The sequence below is a fragment of the Haloglomus irregulare genome, from assembly GCF_007421925.1.
GTDB lineage: Archaea > Halobacteriota > Halobacteria > Halobacteriales > Haloarculaceae > Haloglomus > Haloglomus irregulare.
The window spans coordinates 43,381-62,858 of record NZ_QMDX01000004.1; the positions used below are offsets into that span (position 1 = coordinate 43,381).

Annotated in this window: 16 protein-coding genes; 3 read left to right on the plus strand and 13 right to left on the minus strand. The window is 69.3% G+C overall.

From position 1 onward, the window contains the following. Nucleotides 1–9: 9 nt before the first annotated feature. The 8 genes from DP107_RS08170 to DP107_RS08205 form a co-directional block, all read right to left on the minus strand. The gene (locus DP107_RS08170; protein WP_144261668.1) at nt 10–753 is read right to left on the minus strand and encodes an ABC transporter ATP-binding protein; all 744 of its coding nucleotides are present in this window, start codon (nt 751–753) and stop codon (nt 10–12) included. Then, a complete protein-coding gene (locus tag DP107_RS08175; protein ID WP_144261669.1) occupies nt 750–1,607 on the minus strand; it encodes an ABC transporter ATP-binding protein in 858 nt (285 codons plus the stop codon). Before DP107_RS08175 ends, DP107_RS08170 begins: the two co-directional genes overlap by 4 nt. Next, nucleotides 1,607–2,836 carry a branched-chain amino acid ABC transporter permease gene (locus DP107_RS08180; RefSeq protein ID WP_144261670.1) on the minus strand — a complete coding sequence of 410 codons (1,230 nt, stop codon included), beginning with the start codon at nt 2,834–2,836 and terminating at the stop codon, nt 1,607–1,609. The genes DP107_RS08175 and DP107_RS08180 overlap by 1 nt, the downstream gene beginning before the upstream one ends. After that, complete coding sequence (locus tag DP107_RS08185; RefSeq protein WP_144261671.1) at nt 2,833–3,783, minus strand: branched-chain amino acid ABC transporter permease; 951 nt, start codon at nt 3,781–3,783, stop codon at nt 2,833–2,835. Before DP107_RS08185 ends, DP107_RS08180 begins: the two co-directional genes overlap by 4 nt. Nucleotides 3,784–3,902: 119 nt before the next feature. After that, nucleotides 3,903–5,231, minus strand: coding sequence for a substrate-binding protein (locus tag DP107_RS08190; protein WP_394348535.1), 1,329 nt, complete (start codon nt 5,229–5,231; stop codon nt 3,903–3,905). A 316-nt stretch (nt 5,232–5,547) separates the two neighbouring features. Next, entirely contained in the window at nt 5,548–7,542 is a 1,995-nt protein-coding gene (gene acs / locus DP107_RS08195) for an acetate--CoA ligase (protein WP_144261673.1), read from the minus strand. A 42-nt stretch (nt 7,543–7,584) separates the two neighbouring features. Next, on the minus strand, nt 7,585–9,723 hold the full coding sequence (locus DP107_RS08200) for a bacterio-opsin activator domain-containing protein (RefSeq protein WP_144261674.1): 2,139 nt from the start codon (nt 9,721–9,723) through the stop codon (nt 7,585–7,587). Between the two features lie 151 nt (nt 9,724–9,874). Beyond that, a complete protein-coding gene (locus DP107_RS08205; RefSeq protein WP_144261675.1) occupies nt 9,875–11,827 on the minus strand; it encodes an AMP-binding protein in 1,953 nt (650 codons plus the stop codon). A gap of 168 nt (nt 11,828–11,995) precedes the next feature. Between DP107_RS08205 and DP107_RS08210 the strand changes: the two genes are divergently transcribed. Both DP107_RS08210 and DP107_RS08215 read left to right on the plus strand, forming a co-directional pair. Further along, nucleotides 11,996–12,916 (plus strand): ABC transporter ATP-binding protein, encoded by a 921-nt coding sequence (locus DP107_RS08210; RefSeq protein WP_144261676.1) that lies wholly within the window; start codon nt 11,996–11,998, stop codon nt 12,914–12,916. Then, complete coding sequence (locus DP107_RS08215; protein ID WP_144261677.1) at nt 12,913–13,791, plus strand: ABC transporter permease subunit; 879 nt, start codon at nt 12,913–12,915, stop codon at nt 13,789–13,791. Before DP107_RS08210 ends, DP107_RS08215 begins: the two co-directional genes overlap by 4 nt. Before the next feature lie 85 nt (nt 13,792–13,876). Here DP107_RS08215 and DP107_RS08220 read toward each other — a convergent pair whose 3' ends face one another. After that, complete coding sequence (locus DP107_RS08220) at nt 13,877–14,278, minus strand: hypothetical protein (RefSeq protein WP_144261678.1); 402 nt, start codon at nt 14,276–14,278, stop codon at nt 13,877–13,879. 213 nt (nt 14,279–14,491) lie between these two features. Next, the gene (locus DP107_RS08225; RefSeq protein WP_144261679.1) at nt 14,492–16,192 is read right to left on the minus strand and encodes an acyl-CoA mutase large subunit family protein; all 1,701 of its coding nucleotides are present in this window, start codon (nt 16,190–16,192) and stop codon (nt 14,492–14,494) included. Nucleotides 16,193–16,274: 82 nt separating this feature from the next. Between DP107_RS08225 and DP107_RS08230 the strand changes: the two genes are divergently transcribed. Then, the gene (locus tag DP107_RS08230; protein WP_238330830.1) at nt 16,275–16,724 is read left to right on the plus strand and encodes an SRPBCC family protein; all 450 of its coding nucleotides are present in this window, start codon (nt 16,275–16,277) and stop codon (nt 16,722–16,724) included. On the opposite strand, the gene DP107_RS08235 is transcribed toward DP107_RS08230, so the two are convergent. The 3 genes from DP107_RS08235 to DP107_RS08245 are packed head-to-tail and all read right to left on the minus strand — an operon-like array spanning nt 16,721 to nt 19,471. Beyond that, nucleotides 16,721–17,620, minus strand: a complete 900-nt coding sequence (locus DP107_RS08235; RefSeq protein ID WP_238330831.1) for an ABC transporter permease — start codon at nt 17,618–17,620, stop codon at nt 16,721–16,723. The genes DP107_RS08230 and DP107_RS08235 overlap by 4 nt on opposite strands. After that, nucleotides 17,617–18,624, minus strand: coding sequence for an ABC transporter ATP-binding protein (locus tag DP107_RS08240; protein ID WP_144261681.1), 1,008 nt, complete (start codon nt 18,622–18,624; stop codon nt 17,617–17,619). Before DP107_RS08240 ends, DP107_RS08235 begins: the two co-directional genes overlap by 4 nt. A 40-nt stretch (nt 18,625–18,664) precedes the next feature. After that, a complete protein-coding gene (locus DP107_RS08245; RefSeq protein ID WP_144261682.1) occupies nt 18,665–19,471 on the minus strand; it encodes a CBS pair associated ParBc domain-containing protein in 807 nt (268 codons plus the stop codon). Between the last annotated feature and the right edge of the window lie 7 nt (nt 19,472–19,478).

The following is a 19,478-nucleotide window of genomic DNA, read 5'->3' on the forward strand; positions in this document are numbered from 1 at the left end:
TGGTTCCGTTCATACGCCCAGATACCGCTGTCGCGTCTCCTCGTCGGCGCGGAGCTCCTCGGACGGGCCCTCGTAGACGATTTCGCCCTGGTCGACGATGTAACACCGCTCGGCGATTTTGATCGCTGCGGCGGCGTTCTGCTCGACCAGGAGGACGGTCGTCCCCTCCTCGCTGATGCGACGGATAGCGTCCTCGACGTCCTCGATGATCTGCGGGGCGAGCCCCTCGTATGGCTCGTCCAGCATCAACAACCGCGGGTTCTGCCGGAGGGCGCGGGCGATGGCGAGCATCTGCTGCTCGCCGCCCGATAGCGTCCCCGCCATCTGGTTCTGCCGGTCGTCCAACCGCGGGAAGGCATCGTATATCTCCCGGAGCGGGCGGGTCTCACTCACCTGACTCAGGTTCCGGCCGATGAGGTTCGAGGAGTTGCGCGACACCTCCGCGAGGTGGAGGTTCTCCTCCACGGTCAGGTTCGGGAAGATGCGGCGCTCCTCCGGCACGAGCCCGATGCCGGAGATGGAGACGTCCTCCGTCTCCCGCCCGACGACCTCGTCGCCGTCGAACCGGATCTCGCCCGACCGCACGTCCGGCGGTGTCGCACCGGCGACACAGCGCAGCGTGGTCGTCTTACCGGCGCCGTTCCGGCCGAGCAGCGCACACACCTCACCGTCCTCGATCTCCAGCGACAGGTCGCGGAGGATGTGACTCTGGCCGTAGTAGGCGTCGATTCTGTCGACCTCCAGCAGGCTCACAGCTCGACACCTCCGAGGTAGGCCTCCTGGACGTCCGTGTCGCCCTCCACCTCGTCGGGCGTGCCATCGGCGATGATGGCCCCCCGGTTGAGGACGGCGATACTGTCGGCGATGCTGAAGATGATCTCCATATCGTGTTCGACGAGGACGATGGTCAGTCCGAGCTCCTGCTGCAGCCGTTCGACGAGGTCGACCGTCGCCTGCGTCTCCTCGGGACTCATCCCCGCGGTCGGCTCGTCCATGAACAGTAGATCCGGCTCGGAAGCCAGCGCGATGGCGATCTCCAGCCGACGCTTGTCACCGTACGGGAGACTGGCCGCCTCTTCCCCGGCGTCACGAAGCAGGTCGACGGCCTCGAGCATCTCGGTGGCGATCTCGTCGACCGCGTCGAACGAGCTCTGCCGCCGGAGGAAGTTGAGCTTGAACGAGCCGTGCTCGGTCGCGAGGGCGGCCATCTGGACGTTCTCGCGGGCCGTCATCCCCGGGAAGATCGAGGCCGTCTGGAACGACTTGCTGATGCCGGTCTGGACCACCTCGTGGGGCTCTAGCCCGGTGATACTGTACTCGGACCGGAGCTCGTCGAGCCGCTGCTGCTGGTCGGCGCTCCGCTCCTCGTCCGAGATGGTCCTGAGTTCGTGGATATCCGCTGCGGCCTCGTCCGGCGGGTCGTAGTAGACGTGACCGGCGGTCGGCTCGAGCAGCCCCGTGATGAGATTGATCGTGGTCGACTTGCCGGCGCCGTTCGGGCCGATGATCGCCTTCGTCTCGCCGCGCTCGACCGTCAGGTCGACATCGTCGACAGCAGTGAGACCGGAGAAGCGCTTTGTCAAGCCCTCCATCTCGAGCAGCCCCATCAGTCGTCACCCCCCTGTTCGGGCTCTGCGGGCGGGCTGGATTCGTCGGAGCGGAGCGCATCCACCGCCTGCCCGGCGATGAAGTTCTTGATGTCGACCAGGCCACCGTACACCCCGCGCGGGAACACCCACACGATGGCGACGAAGACGGCCCCCAGGATGAGCCGCCACAGCGAGCCGACCTGGCCGATGACCGGCAGTGTCGTCCCGCTGATGACGTTGCTGATGTACTCGAAGATGAACGCGCCGAACACCGGCCCGACCAGCGAGCCGGTCCCTCCGAGGACGGTCATGATGACGAAGTCACCGGACTGGATCCAGTACAGCGCCGTCGACGGGTGGACGAACGCCTCGTGGATCGCGAAAAGCGAGCCGCCGAGGCCGGCGAACGAACCGCTGATGACGAACGCCATCAGTTTGTACCGGAACACGTTCAGCCCAACGAACTCGACGCGCTGCTCGTTCTCCCCGAGCGCTTTGAAGATCAGTCCGTACGGCGAGTTGATGATGCGGTTGGCCACGGTGAGTGCCAGCAGGAACAGCACCGCGATGAACACGTACTCCATCTTGCCGACGAAGGGAACGAGACCGTCGAGATTAATGAAGCCGAACAGCTCCCCGACGTTCAGGTCGCTGAACCCGTTGTCACCGTTCGTGATACCCGCTCCGGGGCCGAGCGCGAAGAAGTACAGCATCTGCCCGAAGGTCAGGGTCAGCACTGCGAAGTAGACACCAGACCGCCGGATCGACATGAAGCCGATCGGCCAGGCGAGCAGCGTGGCGAACAATGTTCCGAACAGGATCATGGCGAGCGGCGACGTGATTCCCGGCATGGTGGCCGAGAGTCCCAGGAACGAAATCTCCGTGGTTGAGGAGACCAGACCGGTCACGTACGCCGCCGTCCCGAAGAACGCCGCGTGCCCGAACGAGAGCAACCCAGTGTACCCCAGCAGGAGGTTGTAGCCGACGACGATGATGCCGTAGATGAGCACCAGCGACGCCAGTCCCTCGTAGCCGCCGATACCGGGGTCGCCGAGCAGTCCGTTGACGACCTCCAGCCCGTCGACGAGCAGGAACGGGAAGAACAGCAGGAAGACGGCGCTCCCGACAACCACCGACAGCTCGTGGTCCCGGACGGTCCGATAGAGGTCACCGACCTGTCCACCGAACGGTTCCGGGTCGGGGCCCTCGCTGACGGCAGTGCCGCCGTCGGTCTCGGGATCGCTCATTCGACCACCCCCTTGCTCCCGAACAGCCCCTCGGGGCGGAACAGGAGGACGCCGGCCGCGACCGCGTAGAGGACGATCTGCGCCCACTGCGAGGCCAGCACGGTCATTCCGGCGACAGTGATGCCGAGGACGAACCCGCCGAAGATGGCGCCGATGACGCTCCCCGCGCCGCCGACGACGAGCACGAGGAAGGCGGGGATGAGCGCCCGCTCGGTGCCGATCTGTGGGCTCACGGTCTGGAAGGAGACGCCGATGAGGCCGGCGAACGCCGCCAGCGCGGCGCCCATGGCGAACACCAGGCTGTACGAGCGGTTGATCCTGATCCCGAGCATCCGGACCATCTCGGAGTCGTGCGTGCCAGCCTGCACCACGAGTCCGAAATCAGTCTTCTCGATGACCAGATAGGTCAGCCCGATGACGAACAGTGCGATGCCGACCAGATAGAGCCGCCACTGCGGGTAGTTCCCGATGATGGGGAGCATGACGGGGCCACCGACGTTGATACCGAACAGCGTGGTCGGTGCGGTCGGCTGGAACGTGTTGCCGCCCAGCATCCCCTTGATGACCTCCTGCACGATCAGTGCGAGACCGAACGTGACGAGCAACTGGTCGGTCTCCGGGCGGTCGTAGAACGGTTCTGCCACGTATCGTTCCATCAGCAGGCCGACGATGAACCCGAAGACCGGGACCAGTATCATCGCCGCGGCGAAGCCCAGTCCCAGTCCGATGGCGTCGACACCGATACTGTTCAGGTAGCCGGCCGAGAGCGACGTCTCACGGATGAAGTACATCCCGGCGTAGCCGCCGATGAGGTAGAGCGCCCCGTGGGCGAGGTTCAGGAAGTCCATCGTCCCGAGGATGACACTCAGGCCGATTCCCAGGAGCGCGAAGATCGCGCCCTGCTGGAGGCCGTTGAGCAGGATTTCGATGGCGGTCTCTAGTACCATCGGGCGACCACCTCCGGAGACGTGGACCCGGTCTGTGTCCGAATCATGTGTATACGTATCATTGTTCGTTATGTATATCTTCGCCCATGGAGGAGCGGGATGTGGGCTGCGTCCCGTCGTTACTCGTCGCCGTACGGGCCCAGTTCACATTCGGCGGCTGGCCCCTCGTCACAGCCGTAGGCGACGTCCTCGGTCGGGGTCTCCGAAGTGATCTGGAGCAGGCGCTGGGAGGTCTGCTCCTCCGCGCCCTGCATGACCAGTACGGGCCGCTGGGCCTGGTGGTCGCAGGCCCGCATCGTCTCGGCGCCGAGGCCGGCGTTGTCGTACTCGTAGTCCTCCAGCTGGCGGATGACCTCGGGGGGGTAGAACGTCCCGGCCCGCTCGGCCGCGGCGGCGTACTGCAGGGTCTGCAGGTACGCCAGCCGGGCCGCGTACGACGGTACCTTGTCGTACTCCTCGCGGAACGACTCGGTGAACGTCGTCGAGATGTCGTCCTCGAGCTGCCAGTTCCAGTCCGCTGTGCCGAACACGCCTTGGATGGAGTCGCTGGCGGCCTCGGCCATCAGACGGTTGTACAGCGGGACGACCAGCTCCATGTCCTCGTCGAGCCCGGCGTCCCGCGCCTGCGGCAGGGAGTTCGCGGCGTCCAGCCCGTAGTGGGTCAGGATGAGCATGTCCACCTCGTCGGTCGGCACGTCCGAGAGGAACGAGGAGTAGTCCGACGTACCCAGCGGGGTCGGTACCGACTCGACCAGGTTGTGGCCGGCCTCCTCAAGGAACTGCGTCATCGACTCTTGGACCGTCTGGCCCCACGTGTAGTCCGCGTACAGGATGTAGAAGTTCAGGTTGTCGCCGTACTCCTCTGTCAGCACCGGGGCGAGCGCCGCCCCCGTGTTGAACGCGTTGAACAGCTCCCGGAACGTGTACCGGACACACGCCGACCCGGTGGTGTCGTTCGAGTGGGTCAGGCAGGCCATGAACTGGACCTTCTCCGCCTGACACAGCTCCTGCACGGCGATGGCCACGCTGGAGGAGGAGCCGCCACTGACCATCATCGCGTTGTCACGACTGATCATCCGGGAGGCCGACTGTCGGGCCGTGTCCGGGTCCGTCGCAGTGTCGCCCTCGACGGACTCGACGGTGAAGCCGAGCACACCGTCGCCGGAGAGGTCCTCCCACTGGTCGACCCAGCCACCGCCGTTGTTCAGGTGTTGCTTCGCGAGGTTGTACCCACGGAGTTCGTCCTGGCCCTCCTGGGAGTAGGACCCGGACTGTGGAACGTTGAACCCGAAGGTGACGGTGTCACCCTCGACGGGGAAGTTCCCGAGGGCGGGGAAGTCGTCGCCTCCGTCGCCTCCGTCGCCTCCGTCGCCTCCGTCGCCTCCGTCGCCTCCGTCGCCCCCGCCACCATCACCGCCGTCACCGGTACACCCGGCGAGCCCGGCGATTCCTGCAGCTCCAGCGGCACCTTTCAGTACGTCCCTTCGTGTCTGTGATTCGCTTCGGGTCACGACAGTTGTACAGCGCCTGTCTTATGAATAACCCTGGTCCCTAGGTATTGTAACTCGTACCGAACGGTATATATCGAGTTGCCGGCCATCACCTGCAGCCGGTCTTTACGCGGTGTCCTGCGACCGAACTGTCCCGGAAACAGGACACGAATACCACAGCTGTCCCCGATATCTGGCATATATCCGTCCTGACTGTAGTATATCCGAAATCGGAGGGGACAGGGGCGCCGGGGACGACCCGACCGCGGTCGGCTCAGTCGCCGTGAATCTGGTCGCGAATCTTCTCGGGCACCGAGGGGTCACGCAGGGTGGTGGTGTCCCCGAGCTCGTCGCCGTTGGAGATGTTCTCCAGGATGCGGCGCATGATCTTCCCCGAACGCGTCTTCGGGAGGTCGTCGACGAACATCACGTTCGCCGGGCGGGCGAACTTACCGATCTCGTCCTCGACGGCCGTCACGATGCGCTGGCTGACCGCATCGCTTTCCTCGACGCCGTCACGGACGACGACGTAGACGTCGGGCACCTCGCCCTTCTGGGCGTCCTCGCGGGCGGCGACGGCGGCCTCGGCCACGTCCTCGACCTCCGCGACGGCCGACTCGAGTTCCATCGTCCCCAGCCGGTGGCCGGCGACGTTCATCACGTCGTCGAGCCGGCCGAGCACGCGCCAGTAGCCGTCCTGGCCCTGGACGGCGCCGTCGCCGGCCTTATACGACCAGTCGTGCCAGTCGCCGGAGTCCACGTCCGAGAAGTCCTCCCAGTACTCCTCGATGAACCGCTCGTCGTTGCCGTACACCGTCTGGAGCATGCCGGGCCACGGCCGCTCGATGATGAGGTTGCCGGCCTTCCCGCTGGCGGGCTCGATCTCGTCGCCCTCGTCGTCGACGAGGGCGGGCGAGATGCCCGGACAGGCCTTCCCGGCGCTGCCGGGTTTCATGTCCTCCAGCGCCGGGAGGTTGGTGATGAGGTGGCCGCCGGTCTCCGTCTGCCACCACGTGTCCACGATGACGGCGCTCTCGTCGCCGATATGCTTGTAGTACCAGAGCCAGGCCTCGGGCTGGATCGGCTCGCCGACGGTGGTCATATGCCGGAAGTCGAAGTCGTACCCCTCGACGTGCTCCTTGCCCCACTTCATGAACATCCGGACCGCGGTCGGCGAGGTGTGGAAGATGTCGACGTCGTAGCGCTCGGCGATCTCCCACATCCGGGACTTGTGTGGATGGTCCGGCGTCCCCTCGTACATGACCGAGGTGGTACCCAGCGAGAGCGGGCCGTAGACGATGTAGCTGTGCCCGGTGATCCAGCCGATGTCGGCGGCACACCAGTAGGTGTCCTCGGGCTCGATGTCCAGAACGTACTTCGACGTCGCGGTCACGTAGGAGAGGTAGCCGCCGGTCCGGTGCTGGCAGCCCTTCGGCTTGCCCGTCGTCCCCGACGTGTACATCAGGAAGAGCGGATCCTCGGCGTCCCGGGAGACGGGCTCGACCGTCTCGCGGCGGTTCTCCGCGAGGAGGTCCGCCATCATCGTGTAGTCGTCGCTGACGCCGACGTCGTCGTGGACGTCGTCGTGACGGGTCCAGACCAGCGTCTCGGGGTCCCGGTCGGCGGACCCGTTGGCCTCGTCGGCCTTCTCGATGTGGGGCAGGAAGTCGCCACGGCGGTAGTAGCCGTCGATGGTGACGATGAAGTCCGAGTCGGCGGCGTCGACGCGCTCGGCGAGCGCCTCGGCCGAGAATCCGGCGAAGACGACGGAATGCGGGGCGCCCAGCCGGGCGCAGGCGAGCATCGTGATGGGCAGCGCCGGGACCATCGGCAGGTGGACGGTGACGACGTCGTCCTCCTCGACGCCGGCCTGGCGCAGGGCGGCGGCCGTCTCGTTGACGCGCCGGTAGAGGTCCTGGTAGGAGATGTTCCGCTGCTCGCCGCCCTCGCCCTCCCAGAGCAGTGCCGTCTGGTTCTTGCGCTCGTCGAGGTGTCGGTCGACGCAGTTGTGCGAGGCGTTGAGCTCCCCGCCGACGAACCACTCGTAGAACGGCGGGTCCGAGGCGTCCAGTACCTCGTCCCAGTGCTCGTCCCAGTCCAGCAGTTCGGCGTACTGCTCGAACCCCTCCGGGAAGTCACCGACCTCGTCGTGGATCGAGGGGTCGGTGACGTTCGCCTGGCCGACGAACTCCGTCGGTGGACGGAAGTAGTCCTGTTCGTGGAGACGTGCCTCGATGGTGGCGTCGTCAGGCTGGTCCTGTTCGGACATGTACGACCAGTTGGACCCGAGCCAGCATAATAACCCGCCCCGCTAGCTATCCCAACCGCCCGACTCCTCGTCCGGCGGCCGGCGTTCCCCCTCGAACAGCGCCGTCAGGAGGCGCTGCTGCGCCCGGCGCAGGTGGTTGTGCAGCGTCGGCGAGGAGACGTCCATCGAGTCCGCCAGCTCCTCGGCCGTGCTCCCTCGGGGCCACTCGAAGTAGCCGGCGTGGTAGGCCGCCCGGAGGACGGACCGCTGGCGGTCCGTCAGCTCGTCGTCGACGGATTCGCGGAACGAGGCGGACGAGGTCGACCGCTCGGTCTCCCGCTTCGAGCGCAGCTGGGACTCCGGGAACGACCCGCGGAGCGCGCCCAACAGGTCCCGGACGCCCGCGTCCGGGGAGAACTCACAGGTCAGCTCCGCGCGACCGTCCTCGGCGACCAGCGACCGGACGTTGCCGCCGTGGTCGATGAGCGGCGCGGCCAGTGACGCATCCGGCGCCCGGACCTCCAGCAGCGCGGCCTCGCCGCGGTCGGCCACCAGCCGTGCCTCGCCGGCCTCATGGGCCAGCTCCAGCGCCGCCTCCGGCTCCGCGTCCGCGACCGTGATGTAGTAGAGCAACCCCTCCTCGACCGGCACCATCCCGTCGAGTTCGATGCGACAACCCAGCTGCTGGGAGGCGTCGACGAAGAACGACCCGGGGTCGGTGCTCTCGAACGTCAGCTCCAGGACGGTGTCCGAGAGGAGCAGGTGGCGCCACTCGGCGGCGCTCAGGGCCAGTCCGACGCGGCGCCCGAGATCCGAGACCACCTCGCGCTCCCGCTCGTTCGCGGGCGCGGCACGCGGCCCCGCGAGGACGAGAACGCCGTGGACGTTCTCGGCGTGTCCCAGTGGGGCCAGCAGGAGCGACGGAGCATCCGGCGCCTCGGCGGCGGTCTCGACCGAAACCGTCCGCGTCGTCCCCGTCTCAGCGACCCCACGTGCGGCCTCCGCCAGGTCGGTCCCGCCGGCGACGTAGTCGCCCGCGACACCGGGGTCGATGCCACCGGCCGCCAGCGGCTCGCCGTCCGCCGGCGGGTACGGGTCGAGCACCCAGGCGCAGACGTAGGCGTCGCTGTGGCCCAGTTCCTCCGCCGCCGTCCGGAGGACGCCCTCCCGGGTCGTCTCGTCGGCCAACCTTTCGCCGACCGCTCGGGCGGCAGCCGCCACCGTCTGGGCCCGACCCGCCGTCGGGTCCGACCCGCGCTCCCGGATCTCGACGACGACCCGCTCGGCCCCGCCGGAGCCGTCCGGGACCCGCGAGGCGCGGGTCCAGCGCTCGATGGTGGCTCCGTCCGCCCGCGCGTACGGCAGGACCCCCGACCAGGCGCCCTCCGTGGCGACGGTCCGCCAGAACTCGCCGGGCAGTGCGTCGTCGGCCACCGCCGTCCCGAAGGGCCGCCCGGCGACCTCGTCGACCCGGCGGCCCGTGATACGCTCGAACGACCGGTTCGCGTGGCCCACCTTCCCGTCGGGACCGAGGACGAGCACGCCGGTGTCGACCCGGTCCAGCGCGTCCCGGAGCGCCTCGGGGGCCGGCCCGGTCGTCGGCGTGGCCCCTCCACCCTCTGCGACGACCGGCGGCTGGGCGCTGGCGAACGCCGACAGCGCCGTCTCCCCGTCGGGGTCGGACACCGTCGCGTCGATGCTGCCCAGCCGCTCCCAGCCGCCGGCGGCCAGCACGGCGCCCGGCGGGACCCCCCGCTCGACAGCGTCCCGGCCGAAGAACCGGCGGAGGTCGGCGCTGGAGACCCCCTCTAGTGTCGGGTCATCGGCCCGGGTGGCGGCCCGCTCGGCGACCGCCCCGACCAGCATCTGGAGTCGGCGCGGCGTCACCTCCAACACCGGCGTCCCGTCGCCCGCCCCGTCCGCGTAGGCCGTTAGCTCCGACTCCAGGTCTGCGGGGAGCGGCGCCAGCCGGTCCCAGCCGCCGTCCCCGTCCGGCACCCGGAGGGCGTGCCCCACGCCCCCGTCGTGGAGTCGCGTCTCCGCATCACCGGTCTCGAGCCGGGTCATCTCCGTCGGCGTGAGGCCGGCCTCGCCGGCCAGCCGCAGCACGAGCCGTTCACGGTCGGTTTCGGCGGCAGCCACCAACTGCCGATAGCGGTCGCGGTCCACGCGGACGCGGTCGGACCGCCCGTCGGATGACATGTTTCGGGACAAACGTCGAAAACGAAATAAAACTGCCGGGTGGAACCGGTCGAATTTTCAAACACCGGGGGGACTGTCGCCCGGAACCGACGCCGGGCTGTTCTTCACGAACGAGGACCGTTTCGCGAGCCGTGCCGGGTCCGAACCCGGGTCACTCCTGGCGGCGCGTCACGGTCTCGATCTCGCCGACGACCTCCGGGTTCCGGAGGGCGCTGGTGTCGCCGTAGCCGCGCCCGCTCACGACGTCCGCCAGCAGTCGGCGCATCACCTTCCCGGAGTGGGTCTTCGGGAGTTCGGGGACGATGATAACCCGGTTCGGTCGGACTGCCGGCGATATCTCCCGTGCGACACGGGCCCGGACGCGGCCGGCGAGGGCGTCGGGGTCGGTGCTGCTCCGGTCGCAGGAGACGTACGCGGCCACCTCGTCGTCCTCCGAGATGGCGACGACGGCGACCTCCGTGACCCCGTCCAGCGCGCTGACGACCCGCTCGACGACGGCGGTCCCGTACGCCGCCTGCCCCACGTCGAGGGTGTCGGCATCCCGGCCGAGCAGCGTGACGTAGCCGTCCGGGCCCCGGACGGCCCGGTCGCTGGTGACGTACCGCCAGGCGTCGGGGTGGTCCCGGCCGGCACCCGCCCCGTGGCCCTCGCTGGCGAGCCGGCGGCACATCCCCGGCCACGGTCGCTGGACGGCCAGCGTCCCCTCCTCGCCGTCGGCGACCGGCGCGCCGTCGTCGTCGACGACGTCCACGGAGAGGCCGGGGACGCCCGGGCCCGCCGCGCCGGGTTGCATCGGGTCGACCGCCGGGAGCGTCGCGACGGCGATACCGCCGGTCTCGGTCTGCCACCACGTGTCGACGACCGGGGCCTCGCCGCCGCCCAGCTCGTCACGGTACCAGTGCCAGGTCGACGGGTCGATGGGCTCGCCCACGGTGCCCAGCAGCCGGATGGAGGAGCGATCGTACTCGTCGGCCGGCGGGGCGCCGCGCTGGCGCATCGACCGCAACGCCGTCGGCGACGTGTAGAAGACGTCGACGGACTCGCGCTCGATGCTCGCCCACGGGTGGCCGCCGGCCTGGTGGTCGGCGGGCGACTCGTGGAGCAGCGTCGTCGTCCCGAGCGCGAGGGGCCCGTAGACGCCGTAGGTGTGGCCCGTGATCCAGCCGATGTCGGCGGCGCACCAGTAGGTGTCCTCGGGTCTGATATCGAGCACCGCCGTGGCGGTCCAGGCGGCGTACGAGAGGTAGCCGCCGGTCGTGTGGGTCACGCGGTCGGGCTCGCCGGTGGTCCCGGAGGTGTAGAGCACGAACAGCGGGTCGGCCGCGTCCCGGGCGACCGGGTCCACCTCGGCACCGGCGAACTCGTCGCGCAGGGCGCCGTAGCTGTGGTAGTCCCGGCCGAGGTCGGGGTCGTCCGCCAGCCGCCCGACCAGCACACCCGTCACGTCGGCGTCCACCTGGAGGCGGGCGCTGTCGGCCGTGTTCCGCTGCCCGACGGCGCTCCCCCGGCGGTAGTAGCCGTCGCAGGTGACGAGGAAATCCGAGTCGGCGCTCGCCATCCGGTCGGCCAGCTCGTCGGCCGAGAAGCCCGCGTAGACGACGTTGTGCAGCGCGCCGAGGCGCGCGCAGGCCAGCATCGTCACCGGCAGCTCCGGCACGTTCGGCATGAACAGGGTGACGACGTCGCCCGGGCCGACGCCCAGCGAGCGCAGCGCGGCCGCCACCGCCTCCACCTCGTGCTGGAGGTCGAGGTAGGTCAGTGACTCACGCTCCCCGTCCGCGCCGATCCAACGGATCGCGATGGCGTTCTTCCGTCCGGCCGCCACGTGCCGGTCGACGCAGTTGTGCGACGGCTTCAGCCGGCCGTCGCCGAACCACGCCAGATGCCCCTCGTCGCGGTTCAGTACCGTCTCGTACTCCCGGTCCCAGTCGAGCATGTCGCCGGCAACTGTCCAACAGTCCGGCCAGTCCTCGGCGAACCGGTCCCGGATACCCGCGTCGGCGACGTTGGCGGTGTCGGCGAACCAGCAGGGCGGCCCGTACCGGTCGGTACCGGCCGTCGGAGACCCGTCGGACTCGTCGACACCCTGGTTCCCTCTCGACATTAGGTGCTAACAGCTACCACTCGGCTGAGCCGCCGGTTAAACGTTGGGTAAAACCGCGTGCCATCGGCCGGGGTCGGCCGGTCCGCCGGGGAAAACTTATGCGCCGGACGCACCCCGAGTTCCCATGGTCCCCCTCTGCCCCCCGGACCCCTACCGTGAGGTGTCGACATGAGCGTCATCGAACTCGACGGCCTCCGCAAGTCGTACGGCGACGTGACCGCCCTCCGCGGTGTCGACCTCACGGTCGAGCGCGGCGAGGTGTTCGGCTTCCTCGGGCCGAACGGGGCCGGGAAGTCGACGACAATCAACATCATGCTCGACTTCGCCTCACCCACGGCCGGCGGGGTCCGCGTGCTCGGCGAGGACCCCCAGTCCGACTCCGTGCCGGTCCGCCGCCGGACGGGCTCGCTGCTGGAGGGATACGGCGTCTACGGGGGCCTCACCGCCCGCGAGCATCTCCGCCACGCCATCGAGACTCGCGGCGCGGACGACGACCCCGACGAACTCATCGCCCGGGTGGACCTCGAGGGGGCCGCCGGCCGGCGGGCGGGCGGGTTCTCCAAGGGAATGAAACAGCGCCTCGCGCTTGCCGTTGCCCTGGTCGACGAGCCGGACCTGCTGGTGCTCGACGAACCCTCGACCGGCCTCGACCCGAACGGCGCGCGCATGCTACGACGCATCGTCCGGGCAGAACGGGACCGCGGGGCGACGGTGTTCTTCTCCTCGCATATCCTCGAACAGGTCGAGGCCGTCGCCGACGAGGTGGGCATCCTCTACGACGGGGAGATCGTCGCTGAGGACTCCGTCGAGGGCCTGCGCAGGGAGCTCGGTGCCGGTAGCACGCTGGTCGTGGAGCTGACGGGCCCCCCCGACCGACTGTCCGGGCTTGAGGACCTGGCGGGCGTCCGGGACGTGACGTTCCGCGACGGTCGCCTGGAGGCTTCGTGTGACGATGCCGACGCGAAACTGCGCGTCCTGAACGAACTGTCAGCAGCGGGGCTCCTGGGCGAGTTCGACGTTCGCGAGGCTTCGCTCGGCGAGGTGTTTTCGAAATACACGACGGACGACGACGTGGTGACCGACGCATGAGCTGGCGACACGTCTGGCGTCGCGACCTCCTGTCGACCTACCGGTCGCGGCTGGTGCCGGTCGTCGCCGTCCTGCTCGTCGCGGCCACCGCAGGGATCGTCCTCGCGATCTACGCTCTGAGCCCGAGCGACCGGCCGCCCGGGATGCGGAGCGCGGTGTTCGCGGTCGGGGCCGTCTCGCACGCTCTGGTGCCGCTGGCGGCGCTGCTCGCGTCGTACTCGGCGCTGATCGGGGAGCGCGAATCCGGGAGCGTCCGGTTCCTGCTCGGGCTGCCGAACTCGCGGGGCGACGCCTTCACCGGGAAGTTCGCCGCCCGGCTGACGGCCGTCGGCGCACCGCTCGCGGTCGGACTGGGGGTCTGCACCGCCGCCGTCGGCGCGCTGTTCCGGGAGGGGTCCTACGTCGATATGGTCGGCCTGACCGCGGTGACGCTCCTGTTCGCGCTGCTGTTCGTCGGGACGGGGCTCGCGCTGTCGGCGGTGGTCTCGACGAGCACTCGTGCGGTCGTCGGTGGCGTCGGCCTCTTCGCCGTCTTCCGCGGCGGCTGGCCCGCCCTCCAGTTCGGCCTACTCGAACTGACCGGCGCCGACCGGTTCCCGGTGCCCCCTGACTGGTACTTCTGGGTCGGCCGGGTCAATCCGCTCAACGCCTACCTGAAGCTGACGACCGCGTACACGGATTTCGGGGGCACCGGTCACCCGCTGCTCACAGCCGCCAACGACGTCCGGTTCGAGCCGGACGCCGGGGAACAGGTCGTCTCGGCGGCGGGTACGGTCGCCGTGACACACGAGTTCGCGGCCGTCGTCCTGCTTCTGTGGACCGCCGTGGTTCCGCTGCTGGGGTTCCTCGTCTGGCGCCGACGGGACCTGCTGTAGCGGAACGGCCGTGCGGTCGCGAGCGGACGGCTCGTGACACGACGCCTGACCCGCCGGCCCTGATGACCGCCAGCGCGTCGCCCGGTCACTCCGGCCGCTCGAACCCGGAGGCGTCCTCGCCGTCGTCCCGGTCACGCGCACGCCGAGCGAGGGCCCCGCCCACCAGCCCGCCGACGGCGCCGCCCGACAGATCGAGGAGGAGCACGTAGACGGCGAAGCCGACGAACCCGTTCCCGTCCGGGAGCTCCGGCGGGAAGGCCCCCTGGAGGACGAACGCCAGCACCGTCCAGCCGAGGACGTAGCCCAGTCCCCCGAGCATGCCGACGACGGCACCGAGCCGGGTGTCGACCCGTCGCGACCCGCCGAGCAGGGCCGCGGCGACGCCGCCCCCGACCGCCGGCGCGATCGCTGGGACCGGCAGCGCGGCGACGAGCACGGCGACGGCCGTGGTGCGGACCCGCTGTGGGACGGCGTCGATGACGGACACGCCCTCGCGTACGAGCCCGGCGGTCAAGTGCGTGCCGGGACCGGGTCACGGGCGTCCGGCGTCGCCCCGACCGGCGCGGATTTGCGGAGTTACAACAGAGATAGCCAGCTTATTCCGGAGATGATGGAGCAATCGGCCGCACTATTCGGATATCCGGCCACCGAGACCGAAAGCCCGAGGACGAAACACCGCCCCGGACCGAACCCTCGCCGGTCAGGCCAGGCCGATCTTCTCCTGGTACTGGCCGTGCTGCGCCTCGAAGACCTCCATTATCTCCCCCATCGTCGCGTACTCCTTCACGGCGTCGATGATGTAGGGGATGGTGTTCTCGCCGTTCTCGATGGCCCCGTCGATGGCCTCGAGGGCCTCTGTGACGGCCTCGTCGTCCCGCTCGTCCTTTACCCGTTCGAGCCGCGCCAGCTGACGCTCGCGGGTGTCCTCGTCGACCTTCAGGATGTCCGTGTCCGGGTCGTCCTCGATCTCGTACTGGTTGACCCCGACGACGACCTCCTCGCCGGCGTCGACGCGCTGCTGGTACTCGTAGGAGGCCTCCTGGATCTCGCGGTGGAAGTAGCCCCGGTCGATGCCGGCGAGCACGCCCTCGCGCATCGAACCCTCGCCCATCTCGCGGATGGCCTCGAGATACTCCATGATCTCGGCCTCCATCTCGTCGGTGAGCGTCTCGACGGCGAAGCTGCCGCCCAGCGGGTCGACGGTGTCGCCGACGCCGGACTCCTCGGCGAGGATCTGCTGGGTCCGAAGCGCCACGCGGACGGCGTCCTCGCTCGGCAGCGCCAGCGCCTCGTCGTAGGAGTTGGTGTGCAGCGACTGGGTGCCCCCGAGGACGGCGGCCATCGCCTGCACCGTCGTCCGGACGATGTTGTTGAGGGGCTGCTGGGCGGTGAGCGACTGGCCGGCGGTCTGGGTGTGGAACTTCAGCCGCTTGGACGACTCGGACTCGGCGTCGTACCACTCGTCCATGACGCGGGCGTAGACGCGGCGGGAGGCCCGGAACTTGGCGACCTCCTCCAGCATGGAGTTGTGCGAGTTGAAGAAGAAGGAGAGCTGTGGGGCCACCTCGTCGACCTCGAGCCCGCGGTCGGTGGCGTCCTCGACGTAGGCGAACCCGTCGGCCAGCGTGAACGCGGCCTCCTGGGCGGCGGTGGAACCGGCCTCGCGGATGTGGTAGCCGCTGACGGAGACGGGGTAGAACTTCGGCGTGTTCCGCACCGCGTACTCGACGACGTCGGTGACGAGGTCGAGCGACGACTCGGGCGGGATGACCCACTCCTTCTGCGCGATGAACTCCTTCAGCATGTCGTTCTGCAGGGTCCCGCGCACCTGCTCGCGGGGGACGTCCTGCTGGTCGGCCAGCGCGAGGTACATCGCGTAGATGACCGCGGCGGAGGGGTTGATGGTGAAGGAGGTGCTCACCTCGCCGAGGTCGATGCCGTCGAACAGCACCTCCATGTCCGCGAGGGTGTCGACGGCGACGCCCTCCTTCCCGACCTCGCCGAGGCTCATCGGGTCGTCGGAGTCCAGCCCCATCAGCGAGGGCATGTCGAACGCCGTCGAGAGCCCGGTCTGGCCCTCGTCGATGAGGTAGTGGAACCGCTCGTTGGTCTCCTCGGCGGTGCCGAAGCCGGCGAACTGCCGCATCGTCCACGTCCGGCCGCGGTACATCGTCGGGTACGCCCCCCGGGTGTACGGCTCCTCGCCGGGCATGCCGAGGTCCTCGTCGTAGTCGAGGTCGGCGATGTCATCCGGGGTGTACAGGCGGTCGATGCCGTGGTTGGAGACGGTGACGAACTCGTCCTTCCGCTCACCACCCCGCTCGAGCCACGGGTCAAGCGTCTCGGACTCCCATGTCTCGCGCGAGTTCCGGATGGATTCCAGATCCTCCTTGCCGAACATGAACACCCGTTCGGGGCGTCAGGTAAAGAAGGTTGGCGTAAGCGCCACCAGTCACTTGTCCGCCGCGACCACAGCCCCACACGTGATCCAAGTCGAGGAGTCCATTCACGTCGACGCCCCCCGCGAGTCCGTGTTCGAGTTCATGGACGACCCCCACAACCAGGCGGTCATCAGCCCGTCGATCACCGATATCCGGCAGGTCGAGCCGCTGCCGAACGGCGGCAAGCGACTCGACTACACCTACACGATGGCGGGCATCGACCTCGACGGGACACTGGAGACACCGACCTACGAGCCCGGGGAACGGGTCGTCTTCGGGATGGACCAGGGCCCGCTCACGGGGACCATCACCTGGACCTTCGCCGACGAGGCCGGCGACGACGGCGAGCCGGGGACCCGCGTCACCTACGCAGCCGACTACGAACTCCCCTCGAGGGTAGCAGAGCGGGCCGCGCGGCCGTTCGTCGAGCGGTACAACGAGCGCGAACTCCGGACGACCCTGGAGAACCTGAAGGACCACTTCGAGGCCTAGTACTTGCCGAGCTTGCCGCCGGCGCGGGCCCGCCGCGCCAGCCAGCCGAAGACGACGTGGCCGGCGGCCACGTAGAGGACCGCCTTCACGACGAGCAGCGCGAGGTCGACCGTGGGGAGCGCCCAGAGCCGAACGCTCTCGCCCATCGCCGTGCGAAGCAGGTCCGCCCCGAGCGCGAGCGGCAGCGTCTTCAATAGCGGGTAGGCATCGACCGGCGCGGCGACGAGCCCGACGAAGCTGAACTGGACGATCTGGAAGACGTTCTCGACGCGCTTGAACAGCAGCGCCAGCCCGCCCAGCACGTAGCCCACACCGACGGCGGGCCCCAGCGTGAGCAGTCCCAGCGGCACCACCGTCAGGGGGTCGAGCGCCAGCCGCGTCCCCGTCGTCAGCAGCATCGCTCCCAGCAGGAGCGCACCGAAGACGAACGCGACGAGTACGTTCACCGCCGTCTTCAGGAACACCACCCGGCGAAAGCCCAGCGGCGACATGTACAGCTGCTCCAGCGTCCCCCACTGGGCCTCGCGGATGAGCTCCCACGAGAGGTCGGAGTAGGCGACCGTCGCCATCAGCAGGAGGAAGAAGCCGACGATGATGCCGGTCAGCGAGTCCGTGATCGCCTGGGGCGCGACCGCGCGGCCGCCGAAGAACAGCAGCGCGAAGAAGACGTAGATGGTGACCAGGTTGGTCAGCGTGTTGAACGCGTAGCGGACCCGCAGGACGAGCGACTTGTAGGCGACCGCCCGCGCGAGCACGTACGACTCGCGGAGTCCCGGGCCGCCGGCACGGCCGGTCGCGGCCGGCGTCGTCGGCGCCTCCCCCGCGACGGTCCCGCCGTCGGGGCGCTGTGGGCTCCCGTCGTCCGCGTCGTCGCGGCGTCCGGGCCCGCCACTCATTCCGCGAGCACCCCGGTACCCGTCGGCGGTCGCCCGTCCTCGCCCGTGAGCCGGAGGAACGCGTCCTCGAGGTCGGCGTCGCGGGTGGTGACCGACACCACCTCCACCTCGGCGGCCCGGAGCCGGTCGATGAACCCGTAGAACCCGCCCTCCGGGACGACCGCGGTGAACCGGATGCCGTCGGGCGTCTCGCGGAACCTCTCGGCGTCGAACTCGCTTGCCAGCGCCGCCCGCGTCTCCCCGAGCGTCCCCGTGACCGTCACCTCGTACTCGCGGGTGCGGAACAGGCCGACGAGGTCCTCGACGGGGTCGTCGGCGACGACGCGGCCCTCGTTCATCACCACCGCACGGTCACAGACCGCCTGCACGGTGTCCATGTCGTGGCTCGACAGCAGCACCGTGCGGCCCTCCTCGTCCGCGAGCCGGCGGATGCGCCGCCGCAGGTCGCGGGTCGCCTCCACGTCCAGCCCGAGCGTCGGCTCGTCGAGGAAGACCACTGGCGTCTCCCGGGCCAGCGTGGCCGCCAGCGCCACCTTCCCCTTCATCCCCCGCGAGAAGTCGTTGACCGCGTCGTCGGCGCGGTCGAGCAGGTCCAGCGACTCCAGCAGCCGGTCGTGCTCCTCGCGACGCGTCTGGGGGTCGATCCCCTGCAGCGACGCGAAGAAGGCGCAGTTCTCGCGGGGCGTCAGCCGCCAGTAGACGTTGCGTGCGCCCTCCAGCATCGCGCCGACGTGGCGGTACGCCCGCGCCGTCTCCGCGTGGACGTCGACGCCGAACACCTCGCACGAGCCCGTGGTCGGGACGAGGAGGCCGAGCGCGGCCTTCATCGTGGTCGTCTTGCCCGCCCCGTTCGGGCCGAGCAGCCCGACTACCTCGCCCCGCCCGACGGTGAAGGAGGCCCCGTCGACGGCCGTCACCGCGGACGCGCCACTCCCGTACGACTTGTGTAGGTCTCGAACGGCCACGGCCGGGTCGGCCCGGCCGCCCTCGAACGGTTCCGTCACTACGCCCCATTGGGGCGGCGCGGACAAAAGGCCGCCGCCCTCAGCGCCCGGACTCCTGCAGCCGATGGGTGGTCTCGACGAGCGGGTGGTGTGCGTAATCGACCTCCTGGATGTCGTCGATCTCGTGGAGGTCCTCCTTGCGGGCCGTCTCGGACATGCCGAGCTCGACCCGCTGGTCGAGCACGATGACGTAGGCGTCCATCTCCTCGATATCGAGCTTGTGGGCGGCCTTCACGCGATGGTGGCCGTCGGCCAGCAGCAGCTCCCCGTCGTTGTCGATGACGACCAGCGGCTCGGCGAGACCGTTCTCCAGCTCGTAGCTGCGCCCCTCCAGCTCGTCCGAGTACACCTTCGACTGGGTCGGGCGGAGCCCCTCCAGCCTCACGGTGCGGCGCTCCTCCGTCGCGCCGACGCCGTGGATGTTCTGCAGGGTCCGCTTCAGCTTGTTGACCTTCCCGGGCGTGGCGCGCTCGATCTGCGAGCGGATGACGTCGGCGTTGGAGATGATGCCGACGAGGTTGCCGGCGTCGTCGACCACGGGGAGTCGGTTGATGCCCGAGCGGAGGATGACGCGCGCGGCGTCCGTGATCTCCATCTCCGGGTGCGCGACGACGAGGTCCCGGGTCATCAGCTTGAATACGGGGTCGTTATCGTCGGCGAGCAGCAGGTCGCGAGCGGCGACGAACCCCTCGACGTGGCGCCCATCGCAGACCGGGACCCCCCCGTGGCCGTCGCTCTCGGCCATCTGGCGGGCGACGTCGGCCACCGTCTCGTCGGCCGAGACGGTCTCGACCTCGCTGGTCATGTAGTCGCGAACCCGGGGCTTGCTCTCCCTGCCGTCTACCATCGTCCCT